19 protein-coding genes, 1 other RNA gene and 1 pseudogene are annotated in these 12,586 nt (G+C 57.3%); 15 read left to right on the forward strand and 6 right to left on the reverse strand.

All coding sequences use genetic code 11. From position 1 onward, the window contains the following. Positions 1 to 3: 3 nt before the first annotated feature. Both BUC40_RS22835 and BUC40_RS23195 read right to left on the reverse strand, forming a co-directional pair. Positions 4 to 552: a hypothetical protein gene (locus tag BUC40_RS22835; RefSeq protein WP_073268607.1), complete on the reverse strand. Its 549-nt coding sequence runs from the start codon at positions 550 to 552 to the stop codon at positions 4 to 6. 55 nt (positions 553 to 607) lie between these two features. Then, a complete protein-coding gene (locus tag BUC40_RS23195) occupies positions 608 to 880 on the reverse strand; it encodes a hypothetical protein (protein ID WP_073268609.1) in 273 nt (90 codons plus the stop codon). Between the two features lie 197 nt (positions 881 to 1,077). Between BUC40_RS23195 and BUC40_RS21315 the strand changes: the two genes are divergently transcribed. The 15 genes and pseudogenes from BUC40_RS21315 to BUC40_RS22970 all read left to right on the forward strand — a co-directional run bounded on the left by BUC40_RS21315 (position 1,078) and on the right by BUC40_RS22970 (position 10,088). Further along, positions 1,078 to 1,242, forward strand: a complete 165-nt coding sequence (locus tag BUC40_RS21315) for a DNA-binding protein (RefSeq protein ID WP_172140312.1) — start codon at positions 1,078 to 1,080, stop codon at positions 1,240 to 1,242. After that, entirely contained in the window at positions 1,242 to 1,466 is a 225-nt protein-coding gene (locus BUC40_RS21320; RefSeq protein WP_073268613.1) for a hypothetical protein, read from the forward strand. The genes BUC40_RS21315 and BUC40_RS21320 overlap by 1 nt, the downstream gene beginning before the upstream one ends. 3 nt (positions 1,467 to 1,469) lie before the next feature. Further along, positions 1,470 to 1,839: pseudogene (pflM, locus tag BUC40_RS21325) on the forward strand (lysogeny maintenance protein PflM). Further along, the gene (locus BUC40_RS21330; RefSeq protein ID WP_073268617.1) at positions 1,791 to 1,985 is read left to right on the forward strand and encodes a hypothetical protein; all 195 of its coding nucleotides are present in this window, start codon (positions 1,791 to 1,793) and stop codon (positions 1,983 to 1,985) included. Before pflM ends, BUC40_RS21330 begins: the two are co-directional and overlap by 49 nt. Next, positions 1,985 to 2,182, forward strand: a complete 198-nt coding sequence (locus BUC40_RS21335) for a hypothetical protein (protein WP_073268619.1) — start codon at positions 1,985 to 1,987, stop codon at positions 2,180 to 2,182. The genes BUC40_RS21330 and BUC40_RS21335 overlap by 1 nt, the downstream gene beginning before the upstream one ends. A 464-nt stretch (positions 2,183 to 2,646) precedes the next feature. Further along, entirely contained in the window at positions 2,647 to 3,006 is a 360-nt protein-coding gene (locus tag BUC40_RS21345) for a hypothetical protein (protein WP_073268621.1), read from the forward strand. A 19-nt stretch (positions 3,007 to 3,025) separates the two neighbouring features. Next, on the forward strand, positions 3,026 to 3,148 hold the full coding sequence (locus BUC40_RS23275) for a hypothetical protein (RefSeq protein WP_279627158.1): 123 nt from the start codon (positions 3,026 to 3,028) through the stop codon (positions 3,146 to 3,148). A gap of 10 nt (positions 3,149 to 3,158) precedes the next feature. Then, entirely contained in the window at positions 3,159 to 3,404 is a 246-nt protein-coding gene (locus BUC40_RS21350) for a hypothetical protein (RefSeq protein WP_073268623.1), read from the forward strand. A 5-nt stretch (positions 3,405 to 3,409) separates the two neighbouring features. After that, on the forward strand, positions 3,410 to 3,643 hold the full coding sequence (locus BUC40_RS21355; protein WP_073268625.1) for a major capsid protein: 234 nt from the start codon (positions 3,410 to 3,412) through the stop codon (positions 3,641 to 3,643). Positions 3,644 to 3,726: 83 nt separating this feature from the next. Further along, a complete protein-coding gene (locus BUC40_RS22845; RefSeq protein WP_139272221.1) occupies positions 3,727 to 5,157 on the forward strand; it encodes a hypothetical protein in 1,431 nt (476 codons plus the stop codon). 4 nt (positions 5,158 to 5,161) lie between these two features. Next, entirely contained in the window at positions 5,162 to 5,521 is a 360-nt protein-coding gene (locus BUC40_RS21365) for a DUF2523 family protein (RefSeq protein ID WP_073268629.1), read from the forward strand. A gap of 2 nt (positions 5,522 to 5,523) precedes the next feature. Next, the gene (locus BUC40_RS21370; protein ID WP_073268631.1) at positions 5,524 to 6,831 is read left to right on the forward strand and encodes a zonular occludens toxin domain-containing protein; all 1,308 of its coding nucleotides are present in this window, start codon (positions 5,524 to 5,526) and stop codon (positions 6,829 to 6,831) included. Between the two features lie 132 nt (positions 6,832 to 6,963). Continuing rightward, positions 6,964 to 8,244 (forward strand): hypothetical protein, encoded by a 1,281-nt coding sequence (locus BUC40_RS21375; protein ID WP_073268633.1) that lies wholly within the window; start codon positions 6,964 to 6,966, stop codon positions 8,242 to 8,244. Further along, on the forward strand, positions 8,244 to 9,242 hold the full coding sequence (locus BUC40_RS21380) for a phage integrase (RefSeq protein WP_073268635.1): 999 nt from the start codon (positions 8,244 to 8,246) through the stop codon (positions 9,240 to 9,242). Before BUC40_RS21375 ends, BUC40_RS21380 begins: the two co-directional genes overlap by 1 nt. Before the next feature lie 18 nt (positions 9,243 to 9,260). Beyond that, the gene (locus BUC40_RS22970) at positions 9,261 to 10,088 is read left to right on the forward strand and encodes a hypothetical protein (RefSeq protein ID WP_167369189.1); all 828 of its coding nucleotides are present in this window, start codon (positions 9,261 to 9,263) and stop codon (positions 10,086 to 10,088) included. 100 nt (positions 10,089 to 10,188) lie between these two features. Here the strand turns inward: BUC40_RS22970 and ssrA are convergent. From ssrA to BUC40_RS21405, 4 genes are all read right to left on the reverse strand, one after another. After that, positions 10,189 to 10,580, reverse strand: a transfer-messenger RNA (tmRNA) gene (gene ssrA, locus BUC40_RS21390). Positions 10,581 to 10,685: 105 nt separating this feature from the next. Continuing rightward, positions 10,686 to 10,961: a hypothetical protein gene (locus BUC40_RS21395; RefSeq protein WP_073268639.1), complete on the reverse strand. Its 276-nt coding sequence runs from the start codon at positions 10,959 to 10,961 to the stop codon at positions 10,686 to 10,688. A gap of 124 nt (positions 10,962 to 11,085) precedes the next feature. Further along, entirely contained in the window at positions 11,086 to 12,003 is a 918-nt protein-coding gene (locus BUC40_RS21400) for a cation diffusion facilitator family transporter (protein WP_073268641.1), read from the reverse strand. Between the two features lie 61 nt (positions 12,004 to 12,064). Then, positions 12,065 to 12,484: a polyribonucleotide nucleotidyltransferase gene (locus tag BUC40_RS21405; RefSeq protein WP_073268643.1), complete on the reverse strand. Its 420-nt coding sequence runs from the start codon at positions 12,482 to 12,484 to the stop codon at positions 12,065 to 12,067. Positions 12,485 to 12,586 lie beyond the last annotated feature (102 nt).

Consider the following 12,586-nt stretch of genomic DNA (forward strand, 5'->3'; position numbering starts at 1 on the left):
GATTTATCTCCCATTGTTGCGTGTCGAAAGATTGATGTTTGTTTTGCAATTCCTTCTTTGAATGCTTCCTTCACTGTATGGGCAATAGTCACTTAATTTTGGTGCTGCTTTTCCTATAATCACTATTTCTTGCTGTTTTCTTTGTGGTGTCGATTTAGGCTGCGCGTAACTGCGAGTGTTAGGTATCGAATTAACTGCATGCGCAGGTAAATAAGTTGCACTATTGAATTCGGTTTGTTTTTTCAGTTCAGTTTGCGTGCCATTTTGTATGCGTTCTGATTCTCTTGAACGCCTAGCCACGTCTTCAACGATCTTGTCCCAGTCTTTTTCGGCGGGCGCAGATCTGGTGATTTCTGCAATGGGAGCTGGCTTTGGCTTAGGGGTGTTCGCAAGCCGATCAACCTTGCCCTGCATATAAAGCGAGCTCAGCGTGTACAGCAGCCCAACTGTGACGGCGCTTCCCATGAACGAAGCAACGATCCAGGTGGTTCTGTTGCTTCTGCGGGCGCTTTGCCTTGCGTAAGTGGGTGCATCATCCCTGTCAGCTTTCATTCCTTCATCCTTGTCGTTCGGGCGTACCAGCGCCTAGCTACTTCCTGAGTGATCGCTATCCCGCGTTTTGACCGGTCAAGGTTCGGTTGGCCTCGTCGTAATCGGGGCTCGTTTGGCCGCTTTCCGGCGCAATCTGTCCCAACGCTAGCCACAGTGCGTATTGCGGGTAGAGCTTGGTCAGCGCTTCGACTTCATGCGTGCTGATCCTGGTTCGCTTGTCATAGCGAACCGTTCTCCATCGGGTGCTCCCGATTTCAGTCTTTTTGACCAATTCGTCCATTCCTGCCTTATCGACAAGAGTTCTAACTCGGTCGTCTATTGATTCCATAATCGTCTATAAAATTTACGTCTGTAATATACAAATGGCTCTACTATCGTTGTATATTACGAATGTAGATTACGTAAAGCGCTGGTCTGCCAGCGTTTTAGTATCGCCCCGATAAAGACCTTCATAGTGCAACAAAGGGCAAGATTGTGGAAGGAACCGACCTGACTTTAAGCCGTGTGATTGGAGCCCCGCCCGTGATGCCATGGCGCGAGTTCGCTAACTGGATTCGCATGGAGAACGAGCACGACACCGTGCGGGGCTGGATTCGCAACGGCTACCTGCCGTCCAAGAAGATCGGCAAATACGTTCTGGTGAACGTTGCACTGCTGACCAAGCAGCTCATGGAAGAGGAGTGGGAGTGATGAAAGCTAGCGCTCTGTTCTCCGTCCAGCACTTCAAAGACCTCTGTATCTGGCTCTTTTGGCTCTCGGCCTACGCCGCCTTCTGCGTGCTGTTCACCCACCTGCTTAAACAGCTTTGGGCGTTGCTGCTGGATTCCACGTTCGAAGCGGCTTTCTCAATGCTGGCAGCGTTCATTGCCTTTATTTGCATCGGTATTCGGATCGTTACGGAGAAATGGCGGTGATGAATGCAAAAGTACCTGCACCGTCCGCACAGTCCGGACTGCGATTGCTCTGTCTGCTATGTCAAAAAACAGGGGCCTATCAGCCTGTCGCCACGCTGCGCCCAATGCCGCCCCGTTCGCTGTTTTCCGGTCGTTGGCCAAATGCGGCTGGTGAACGGGCACTGGCTGCACGTGAGCAGTACCTACCGCTGGGTCTCGGGCTTTACCTGTCCCCAGCACTCACCAACCCCGCGCCCGCCTCGGTACTGGTACGTGGTGGAGAACATCGGCAATCCAACGCCCTACGTCCCGCGCTGGGATCTGTTCGAGCTGGAGAACTGAGCCATGCAGATTAATCGCATCCGCCGCGCCCGCTGGTTCATGGCTCTGCTAGGCGAGTGGTCGATCCCGCTGGTTATGGGCATTGCCATCGGCACCGGCCTGAGCGTCTGGCAGCTAAGCGAACTCGCCCAGGTGATGGATCAGGCCTTCGCCGATGCCCTGGGCCGTGTCGTCCTGGCCTGCGGAGTGGCTGAGTAATGCCCGGCATCGTCCTGACCGTCGCCCAAGCCGCTGAGCTGTTGCCGTTGGCCAGCCAACAGCTAGGCCGTGCGCAGATCCAACAGGACGCTGCCGACCAAAAGGGCATTCCCGAACGCTGGGACGTTCAGGAATGGCAGGAAATCGTAATGGCCCTACAAGGCCCGGTCGTTCATGGGGTGGTTTATGTCAGCTAAATACCCGGCCCTCATTGAATTGAGCCTCATGCTGTTCGGCGCCGTGCTGCTGCTCCCGTTCTTCATGTACGGCCTTATCCGCCTGGGCTTCCTCCGCCGCTCTGGATCGGTCAATAGCCGCGCTCCCGGCTCGTCGGAACACGCTACTTCGTTCCGTCGAACGGAAGCACGGGCAGAGCGAACTATTGAACGCCCCCCGGACAAACCAGCCTCCGCTCATGAGTGTGGGGCAGCTCCTCCGCCCCGCGCTCCTGAGCCCTCGGCGGCAAGAGTGGGATGACAAGGGCAACGCCCTTGGTGTGAACAGACTTCAACGTACCAACCGCACTACCTGATAACCGCAACAACCGACCCAGGCACCAGTAACGAACAGAGCCAAAAAACACAAAGTTGGCTTAACGGGACTGCTCGGCCTGAAAAACCTGAAAAGCGCATTTAACGCGCAACTTAGCGAGGCAACACACATGGCACGTACAACTATGGATCTGGAATTCATCAGCGCCGAGCGCGTGAAGTTCGACAACGTCGACCTGATCAAACTCTATTTCGGTGATGAGCCGGACGGCGAAAAAGACCTCGGTATCTCGTTGCTCTCCATGCAGGTTTCCGAGGATGTCCGCGACGAAGTGTGGGCCGCCTGCAAAGAACTCGACGTACTCGAAACCGTCCGCGTAACCGCCGAAATCGAACGCGGCTCCAAGAACATGGGCAAGTTCATCGTCCTGCATGTAGAGCCCGCCAAGGCCCAGGCCAAGCCTGCCGCCACTGCTGCAGCCGCACCCGCTGCCAACGCCGCCAAACCCACTGAACAACCCAAGCCCTAAGCATCGGGGAGGCTGAGCCATGCGCCGTTATCTGTTCATCGCTGCACTGGGCTTCGTTGGCGGTTACGCCTGGGGCAACGCTGACGGGTTTGCCTATGCCGTGCGCATGGCCCCGGTAGCCGGCCAGTTCTCCCCGTACTGAGGGCATCTGAATGTCGGTCGTTGCCGTTCAAGTGTGCATGCAGTGGGTCAGCTCCGACTCATCCATGACCTGCACCCAGCTTGGCTGGCAACAGGCCTACCTGATCCCTCCTGATGCCGCTGGCTATGTAGACATCCTGGTGTCAGGGGGATTTTCGCCGGAAGCCTTCGCCGTTGGTTTTGGCGGAACGCTACTGGTTTTTGCAATCGGCCTTTCCGGTGGAATGGTCGCAACCATCCTAAGACGTATGAGGTAGTACCCATGAAACAACTGTTCAGCAACACCCGCACCATCGCCCGTAACGCCGTTATCGGTGGCTTCGTTGCCGTCGCCACTGCCCCGGCTGCCTTCGCCGTGCCAATCGACATCAGCGGTATCGAATCGCAGATCAACGAAGGCGCTACCAGCGCTGGCACCGTTGCCGGTTATGTCGCCCTGGGCCTCGCTGTACTGGCCTGCGCTGGCGTCATCTTCGGCATGCTGCGCAAGTCGTAACCCCACATGCTCTGGTCAGTAATGCTCGGCGCGTTCATAGCCGGGGCATTCATCACCGGCTTCCGAATCGGCGAGTTTTTCTGATGGGGTCGAAGGGGCTTAATAAGCCCCTTCTTTTATGGCGTATGGGAATTTCTTTTTATCGGTTTGTTCTGGCTCTCACCCTTTTGGGCTGGGGGCAATTTGTCTTTGCTGAGGATTACTATTGGTACTTGAGTGGTCAGTTTGCCGTTCCCGGTAAATTCTCAAGCCCTGAACAGGCCTGCCAAGCTGCTGATTATTCATCTCGAACTGGCTGGACTACAACGCATTCACATGTCGTACGTGCGACTGAAATTATTTTTAACTGCTGGGTTAAGCAGCAGGACAGCACTCAGTATCCTCGTGCAGACACCTCTTTTGTAAACGCTAACCGCGGCGGTAATGCATGCCAGCCCGGCTCGACATATAACTCTCAAACTGGAAAGTGCGATCCTCCCGAATCTAACCGTTGTGAATCAAAGATTGGCCAAAGCCATTCTTTTGGCACTGATATGGGCCAAATGGAGTCTTGCGCTGATGGTTGTACTGTTGTTGTAGATGCTTCCTCTCCCAATGCAATTACTGCGTATAAGAAGCCCGCCGATATCTCTAAAACGTACTGGTGGGTCACTGGCGTTTTTTCGGGTGAAGAGTGCGCTACCTCCAATGGCCCGGACACGAATCCACCCGCGCCCACTGAATCCAAATCCGACCGCGACTGCACACCGACCAGCACCTCCGCTGACGGCACTCAGACTTCTAGCTGTACCGAAACCGAAACCGAAGTAGACAACCAAGGCTGTGTTGCCAAGGGCGGCTCTGTTGGTAGCGTCAACGGCGTTATGCAGTGCGTAGCGTCCAATAAAGGCCCCAAGGCAACCGAGACAAAGACCAACACCAAAACAGAGAGCAAGACCAACCCGGACGGCTCCAAAAGCGAAACCACCACCAAGACCACCGAACAGAAAAACTGCTCCGGTGCCGGTGCTTGCAGCTCCAACACCACCACCAACGTAAACCACAACAACACCAATGCCGACGGCACCAAGGGCAGCGAGTCCTCTACCTGCACCGGTTCCAATTGCACCGGATCAACTGGGTCTGGTGATGGCAAGGGCGAAGGCGATGGAGACGGCGAAGGTGAGGGTGAAGAAGGCGAAGGCCCGGCCGGCCCACAAGGCACCCTGCAGAAGGGCGAGGTGGGCAACTTCTCCGAAGGCATCACCGAGTGGGATCAGCGCATCGCTGATGTACGTGGCGAGCTCGATCAAAAGCTAGGCCAGTACTCCAACCTGTTCAAAGGCGTGTTTGACCTCAACCTCGGCACAGGTGGCGGCTCGCTGCCCTGCGACAACATCCCGGTGTCCTTCGGCAGCACCTCGACCACGCTGCGCTTCTGCTTGGCCGACTACTCCGACCCTCTTTCCTACCTGCGCTATGCGCTGCTGCTCGGTGCGGCTGCGCTGGCGGCCGTCATCATCCTGCGAGGCTAAACAAATGCTCGAATGGCTCGGTGGTTTCCTTGACCAGATAATCGTCTTCTTCCAGTGGGTGTGGGATTTCCTCACTGTCGGTATCTACACCTTCGTCAAAGATGGCTTGGTGCTGCTCACCAAAGCCGCCATGTACTCATGGTTTCAGATCCAGCTGCTTGCCCTGGAAGTCGCGTATGAGGCTGCTCAGGATGTCATAGCTGATATTGGCGTTGCTGAGGCTGTCCGCAAGCGCTACGGCGATCTGCCCGGTGATGTGGCTAGCACTCTGTCGTTCTTCGGCATCCCCCAAGCCCTGAACATCATCTTTTCCGCCCTATCTACGCGCTTCGCCCTGAAGTTCGTGCCGTTCATTGGTCGCTAACCATGTCGATCAAGATCCACCACGGCCCGAACGGCTCCTACAAGACCAGCGGCGCGATTCAGGACGATGCCGTGCGTGCTCTCAAAGAGGGTCGGCTGATCATCACCAACGTACGCGGCTTCACCCTAGAGCGTGTGCTGCAGGTGATGCCCGATCTTCCCGATTCCGTGGACATCATCAATCTCGACCTCGAAAAGCTTGATGACATGGAGCGCATGCGCACGTGGTTTCAGTGGGCACCGCGGGGCGCGTTTCTGATCTTCGACGAAACCCAGCTGGTGTTCCCCAAGGCATGGCGCGAGAAGGATCTCGAGCGCTTCGATTTCCCTGGCGGCTCCGAGGCAGCGCAGAAGGCAGACCGGCCTATCTCCTGGCTCGATGGCTGGACACGCCATCGCCACTGGAACTGGGACATCGTTCTGACCACCCCGAACATCAGCTACATCCGTGACGACATCCGCATGACCTGCGAGATGGCGTACAAGCATTCGAACCTGGCCGTGATTGGCATCGGCGGCCGCTACAAAGAGGCGCAGCATGATGCACAGCTCAACCGACCACCCGAGAAAGGAACCGTTGTCGAGTTCCGAAAGATCAAGCCTGAAACCTTCAAGCTCTACCAGTCCACCGCTACCGGAATCGCCCAAGACACCAAGGCAGGCAAAAGCCTCCTCCGGTCGCCTAAGCTTCTGGCTCTCCTGGTATTTATGGCCCTTCTTATTGGGTCTATTTTTTCTCTTGGTGGAATCAACTTCGGCCCTGCTACGGCTCCTAAGACAGAGCCTGTCCCCGCTGCTAAAGCCCCTGCGGCAGATCCTGCGCCTGCTGCTGAAAGTGCTCCAGTTTCTGCTGATACGGGCAATCCTCTTTCTGTTCCTTTTTTGGGGCGTCAACAAGCTGTTGTACCTCCTCCTGAGCTGAACCACCCCTTTGCCCCTCGCTCGTTCGCCATCCGGGCGGTGATGGTCGCCAACACCGACGGCAAGGTTCGGCAGATCGGCCAGCTCGACCTGATCGACCAACAGGGGCTTGTGCTACAGCAGTCACTCGCTGACCTGCAGCAGCTCGGCTACCAGATCCACATACGCGGCCAATGCATCGTCGATATCAGCCACCCTATGGGCTTCAAGGGGCAAGCGTTCTGCCCTGGGCGGCCGGTTCAGCGGGAAGAAAGCGCGCGCCGCTTCGATAACGGCTCGCCAGTGCCCGCAACGCCCTCGCAACCAGCATCAGCCGCAAGCATCGCCCCAGCACGACAGAGCGTGAACGTGGTTCCCGATGGCGAATACGCGTCACGGCCGTGGCGCTAACGAGCGAGCGCCGGAGTGGTTCAGTTCAGAACGAAGGCGCGAGCGAGGCACGCGCCTTCGGCGACGTCCCTGTAACACGTCAGATAAAACTCAGTGAAAGTGGCCATTGCTGGTCAATAAAGGAAAAAACAGATGAGCGTTAAAGACCAGCGACGGATTGACCGAGCTACCGGCTTTGAGAGTAAGACGGGTCGTCTCTTCATGGATGCTGCATCAGCAGCACTGACTGATCTTTCGGGTGTACGCCTGCTGCGCTGTGGTGTCGATACCGTGCGCCAGTTGTATCGGGGCATGATCCGACCGGACATCATGAGCCTGTTCGAGAAGCCCGGCACCATGGTCGAATTCGCTGACCAGATCTGGCACTCGGGCCGTGTCAGCAAGGATTCTGGCTACCAGTACAAACTCCAGAACGCTGACCTCGGCATCATCCTCTTGGTGAAGAACTTCAACGCGAAGATCGACTCCATCGGCGCCCACCTGAAAATCGAAGTCTCGCCCCATGCCATCGACGCCCTGTCACCCGAGCGCCTGCAGGAACATATGGACTATTACGCCTCGGCTGTTCTGAGCCACCGTGAAATCAACCAGTGCGCCGTCCATCTCGCACTAGACCTGCAGGGCTGGAAACCGCCCGTGGATCTGGTCGCCCGCATGCACTGTCGTGCACGCACTCAGCGTGACATTTCCGGCATCAACGAAATCAACTGGACGACCAAATCCAGCACCTACGGGCGTGGCGAAACCTTCATGTTCGGTTCGGCCAGCGGCGTGCAATTGGCGATCTACAACAAGACCGAGCAAGCCCGCGCAACCGACAAGCTCGACTACTGGGAAAGTGTCTGGAAGCGCCGCGACAGCTTCGACCCGCAAGATCCGGACAACTACGATCCTGACGCTGACGTATGGCGCGTAGAGCTGCGCTATCACCACTCCGTTATCCAGCAATTCGCCAGCGGCTCTGTCGACCTCGAGACAGGGGCGATTATCGACACCAGTTCCTATGCCGCCTTCGCGGGGCATCTGGACGGCCTGTGGCGCTATGGCCTGCGTCAATTCAAGTTGCTCTGCCGCCCTGGTTATTTCGAGCCCATCTGGACGCTGATCCGTGAAGACGTGCGCGTCGATCTGCCGGTGGACTCCCTGCTCGATGACACCGAGTACAAGCGTTACTACAAGACCTCGCGTGGCTTCTCCGGCAAGAACGTGGAGCTATTCCTGGGAAACTTCGTCAGCCTGCTGGCAAGGGAAAAGGTGGGCGCAAAAAAGGCGTTTAAGACCTTGCAGCAATGGGACTGCTGGCCGGTCATCCGCGATCACTACGCCGCCAAGGACATGACCCAGGACGATCTCTATAAACACATTAGGGATCTGCTGACGGAAAGGCATGTGCGATGGGGGCGTGCTGTCTGATGGCAATCGAAAAGCTTTCTGACGGTCGCTGGAAGGCCGATATTGAGCCCGTCAAAGGCAAGCGCTTCCGCAAGATCTTCAAGACCAAGGGCGAAGCTCAACGCTTCGAGGCATCGTGCCGTGCCAAGCTGGTCGACAACAAGGATTGGTCACCCAAGCCCAAGGACAAACGCCGGCTCTCTGAGCTTATGCAGCTCTGGTACGACCTACACGGCCACTCCCTGCGATATGCCGCCGGGCGACTCAGAAAGTTGCTGTATCTGGCCAAGCGCCTGCGCGATCCTGTTGCGATCCGACTCGACCCACACGTCTACGCCAATGACCGGCGCTTGAGGATGGAAGCGGGCACGTCACCCAAGACGCTTAACAACGAGCTGGGCTACCTGCGTGCGGTATACAACGAGCTACGTGGCCTTGGCGTCATTGACTATCCGAACCCGTTGGAGTTGGTGAAACCGTTGCGTGTCCAGGAACGTGAACTGTCCTGGCTGACCAATGAGCAGATAGCCGAGCTGCTTGAGGCGATCCGGACGGGCTGCGATAACCCGCACGTCGAAGTCATCGTGCTGATCTGCTTGGCCACTGGTGCTCGATGGTCTGAGGCTGAAAAGCTCAAGCAGCATTCGGTGCGTAACCGGGTGATCACCTTCAGCGGCACCAAAAGCGGCAAAGTGCGATCGGTGCCTATCTCTGCCGAGCTCGAGGCCAGGATCATTCGTCACTGGCGTGAGCATGGTCAGCCGAACTCGGCCATTACCGCATTCCGCCGTGCCTTGGCCCGTACAACCATCAAGCTACCGAAGGGGCAGGCAGCACACGCACTGCGCCATACCTTCGCTAGCCATTTCATCCAAAACGGCGGAAACATCGTCACGCTGCAGCGCATCTTGGGGCATTCCAGCTTGGCGATGACTATGCGGTATGCACACCTGGCACCCGATCATTTACAGGACGCTTTACGATTTGGTCCAATTTCAGCCAGCATACCCGCCCTTTAATGCGATTCTGAGGCACTGGTGTCACGATTTGCTGCTGAATGGCTAATGCATCTCGCCAGGCGGGAGGAGGATATTTTTCAGTATCCTCGCCTTACAGAGGAGATCACTCTCGATCAGGCAATCGGTCGTTTAGTGCTGGCACCTGAGGCTGTTTTCGATGGCTGTGTTGAGGATGATCCAGACAAAATGACTTGGTGCCATAGCTATGACAGATGCGGCTCCAGTTTTTACGTCTACAGGAATACGTTTCAGGTATGGCTTGATGTCTCCGAGTCTGAGCCCGGCTCAGGTGGATCAGCCATCTACGCAGCGGTTGGCTCATTCGCTCACGGATGTCGATATACTTTCATCGGTGACCCGCAAGGTCTGTCAGATATGGCGCTTCGTCGGCGCACTGATGCGATGCTATCATCTGCGCTCAAGTATCGCGGCACCTCCCATCTGGCTCCTCATCAAAGGCAGCTTGATGGCTCCAAGGAACTTGGGGTTCCCCCTTTGGTCTGGTGTAGTGATCCTGTTAGCAATATTCAGAGTATGATTCACGTTGCGGTTGACTCAATGGAGTTCGACCTCCCGGAGATCAAAGATGTCTATTACGACTTTTCAGCCAAAGCCTTCTGCGACCCTGACGGCCGACCGTTACTGGAAACAGTTTTGGGAAGCTGGAGTGATCACCTTGCAGGAAGCGGAAAGACGCGCGCAGGGATCAGTACGCTTAAAAGATGCATACTCCTCAGATCCTTGGTTTGCCAAAAAAGCGAGTCGAGATCCCAGCTTTTGGAGCAAATTCTACGCGAGTCGCGTGAATTCATAGATGCAGGCGATTTAGCTGAAATTTTCTATTAAAGCCCCGTAAGGGGCTTTTTTGTGCCTGCCATTTTTTCGACACTTTTTCGACACTCAAAGAAAAACCCCTGACTTTCTCTAGGAAAATCAGGGGTTTATTTGGTGGAGCCGGGGGGATTTGAACCCCCGTCCGCCAGTTCTCCACTGTCGGTACTACATGCTTAGCCGTGTCTATTAAGTTAACCCTCAGCCGCCCGACGGGCAGGGTGCTTTGGGCGAGTTGTGTAAGTTTTAGCCACTTCGTCCACAACGTACTACGCGGCGATCCTGTTCTGCATGACAATCACTTCGGGTTTACAGGCATCCCCTAGTGATCGCTGGAGCCGAAGCTACCAGAAGGACTAGTCGCGCCGCTTACGCAGCGAGAGCGTAGCCCTCGTAGTTTTCGTCATTGGCAACTATAGAAAGTTGCAACAGTGGATTTACGACTTCTGTTACCAAGTCGGCATGCACCTCGAGCTTCGCTACCGGCGTCGAATCCTAATCGGCCCCGAAACTGCAAGACGTGCAGTGTACGTCAAAAGGGTTCGTGGCGTCGACCCGGACGTACGCTGCGCGCTGCAATCAGGCCGGCGTTGAGGCCGGCCTGACTTGAGATCAGCTGGTCGCGCCGCTGCCGTCATCGCCCGGTGCGTCGAGCAGTTGCAGAGCGCGCTCGGCGTGGGTGCCGCAAGCTTTCAGGTCACCAGCAGCCTGGGCGTCGGTGGCTTCTTTCTTGGCTTCTTGAACCTGCTGCTTGAGTGGCTCGGGCAGAGTGGCTTTGGCGGCCACGGCGTTGTCGAGCTTCTGCAGGTTGACGGTGCACAGGTCATCGGCTGCGAATGCGGGTGCAGCCAGAACGGCGGCAATGACGAACATGGATACGCGCTTCATGTGGTAATCCTCTCATCACGAATTGAGCCCCGGTGCCGCCCCTGTTGAGGGTTAGGAGAGCCGGGAGCGACCAACCCAAATCATTTGGGCTTACTGAAGCTGACTGGCCTTTCGCGATGGCGGTTCAGTGTTTTTCTGCTTGCCTAACGGCTGCCTCAAATGGGGCGCGGGTGTCGACCGGGTCGGCGTGCACCAGCACTTCGGCCTGGGCGAATTCGCCGCGGATGGCGTCCTCCACCTGTTCGCAAAGTGCGTGGGCGTCGGTGAGACTGAGATTGCCAGGCAGGTCGACATGCAACTGCACGAACCAGCGGGTGCCGGAGAGGCGCGTGCGCAGGTCGTGTATGCCTATGACGCCGGGCACCGCGCGGGCCAGCTCGCTCATGCGCGTGCTGACGTCAGGTGCGAGTTCCTGATCCATCAATACGCCCACCGACTGGCGAGCGATGCTCACCGCACTCCACAGGATGTAAGCGGCTATGCCGATGGCGAATAGCGCATCGCCCTGTTGCCAGCCCAGATAGGCGAGCAGCAGGGCAAGGAGGATGCCGCTGTTGAGCAGCAAGTCGGAGCGGTAGTGCAACGAGTCGGCGTGGATCGCCGTGGAGCTGGTCTGGCGCACCACATGTTGCTGGAACAGCAGCAAGGCGACTGTCAGCACCATCGACAGCAGCATTACCGCGATGCCCAGGGCCTGGGCAGTCAGCGGTTCCGGCTGATGCAGGCGCTCGAAGCCCTGCACTGCGACGAGTATCGCACTGGCACCGATAAACAGTGCCTGGCCCATCCCGGCCAGCGCCTCGGCCTTGCCATGGCCGTAACGGTGATCGTCATCGGCGGGGCGCAGAGCGATGTTCACAGCGATCAGGTTGAGCAGTGAGGCGGCGCTATCGAGTAACGAATCGGTAAGGCCGGCCAGCAGGCTGACCGAACCGCTGGCCCACCAGGCGACGGCCTTGCACACCACCAGAGTCAGCGCCACGCAGAGTGCGGCGGCAGTGGCCTGGCGCATCAGGCGGGAGTGCTGGCGGTCGAGGGTCATGGGCGATCCATGGGGTGTGGCGGGGGTGAGCCCATCATCGCTGACGGGCTGCGCGGGTCAATCAGGCGGCAGGACGCAGGCCATAGGCCGCCAGCTGTTCGCTGCTGCCGCTGTGCTGGATCAGGCGCGGGTCGTCGAGTGGCAGGCTGTGGCCAGTCTGGGTTTCGATCAGGGCTTTGAGTTTGGCGTTGTCGACCTTGCCGTCAACATCCACCACGTCTTTGAGCGATTGCGGGTCGACCTGGGCGTTCAGGCCGCCTGGCAGGTAGATCGCGCCGGTGGCGAAGTCGATGCCAAAGGCGATCAGGCCGGGAATCACGTAGAAGAGAATGCCGATGGCGTTCAGGCCGACGACGAGGGGGTCGACACGGCCTTCGATCTGGCCACGGCGATCAGGGAAGAAGATGGTGCCGCAGGCAGTGAGTTGAGTGACCAATGTAACGGCGAGAACGCCGCCGATAACGCGGGATTTCGTGCGCATCGAGCACCTCCAGAAAAAGTGGACGCCACTATAGCAAGGCCAGCATTGCAAAGCTGCTGTGGCGCATCAATACGCAGCTTTCAGCGGCATATGACCGAGCGA

This window comes from Phytopseudomonas punonensis (assembly GCF_900142655.1).
In the GTDB taxonomy this organism is placed as follows: domain Bacteria; phylum Pseudomonadota; class Gammaproteobacteria; order Pseudomonadales; family Pseudomonadaceae; genus Aquipseudomonas; species Aquipseudomonas punonensis.

What these genes read in the sequence shown, in the direction of transcription:
- BUC40_RS22835 (WP_073268607.1), bottom strand. Translation starts at nt 552, where the DNA reads ATGAAAGCTGACAGGGATGATGCACCCACTTACGCAAGGCAAAGCGCC.
- BUC40_RS23195 (WP_073268609.1), bottom strand. Translation starts at nt 880, where the DNA reads ATGGAATCAATAGACGACCGAGTTAGAACTCTTGTCGATAAGGCAGGA.
- BUC40_RS21315 (WP_172140312.1), top strand. Translation starts at nt 1,078, where the DNA reads ATGCCATGGCGCGAGTTCGCTAACTGGATTCGCATGGAGAACGAGCAC.
- BUC40_RS21320 (WP_073268613.1), top strand. Translation starts at nt 1,242, where the DNA reads ATGAAAGCTAGCGCTCTGTTCTCCGTCCAGCACTTCAAAGACCTCTGT.
- BUC40_RS21330 (WP_073268617.1), top strand. Translation starts at nt 1,791, where the DNA reads ATGCAGATTAATCGCATCCGCCGCGCCCGCTGGTTCATGGCTCTGCTA.
- BUC40_RS21335 (WP_073268619.1), top strand. Translation starts at nt 1,985, where the DNA reads ATGCCCGGCATCGTCCTGACCGTCGCCCAAGCCGCTGAGCTGTTGCCG.
- BUC40_RS21345 (WP_073268621.1), top strand. Translation starts at nt 2,647, where the DNA reads ATGGCACGTACAACTATGGATCTGGAATTCATCAGCGCCGAGCGCGTG.
- BUC40_RS23275 (WP_279627158.1), top strand. Translation starts at nt 3,026, where the DNA reads ATGCGCCGTTATCTGTTCATCGCTGCACTGGGCTTCGTTGGCGGTTAC.
- BUC40_RS21350 (WP_073268623.1), top strand. Translation starts at nt 3,159, where the DNA reads ATGTCGGTCGTTGCCGTTCAAGTGTGCATGCAGTGGGTCAGCTCCGAC.
- BUC40_RS21355 (WP_073268625.1), top strand. Translation starts at nt 3,410, where the DNA reads ATGAAACAACTGTTCAGCAACACCCGCACCATCGCCCGTAACGCCGTT.
- BUC40_RS22845 (WP_139272221.1), top strand. Translation starts at nt 3,727, where the DNA reads ATGGGGTCGAAGGGGCTTAATAAGCCCCTTCTTTTATGGCGTATGGGA.
- BUC40_RS21365 (WP_073268629.1), top strand. Translation starts at nt 5,162, where the DNA reads ATGCTCGAATGGCTCGGTGGTTTCCTTGACCAGATAATCGTCTTCTTC.
- BUC40_RS21370 (WP_073268631.1), top strand. Translation starts at nt 5,524, where the DNA reads ATGTCGATCAAGATCCACCACGGCCCGAACGGCTCCTACAAGACCAGC.
- BUC40_RS21375 (WP_073268633.1), top strand. Translation starts at nt 6,964, where the DNA reads ATGAGCGTTAAAGACCAGCGACGGATTGACCGAGCTACCGGCTTTGAG.
- BUC40_RS21380 (WP_073268635.1), top strand. Translation starts at nt 8,244, where the DNA reads ATGGCAATCGAAAAGCTTTCTGACGGTCGCTGGAAGGCCGATATTGAG.
- BUC40_RS21395 (WP_073268639.1), bottom strand. Translation starts at nt 10,961, where the DNA reads ATGAAGCGCGTATCCATGTTCGTCATTGCCGCCGTTCTGGCTGCACCC.
- BUC40_RS21400 (WP_073268641.1), bottom strand. Translation starts at nt 12,003, where the DNA reads ATGACCCTCGACCGCCAGCACTCCCGCCTGATGCGCCAGGCCACTGCC.
- BUC40_RS21405 (WP_073268643.1), bottom strand. Translation starts at nt 12,484, where the DNA reads ATGCGCACGAAATCCCGCGTTATCGGCGGCGTTCTCGCCGTTACATTG.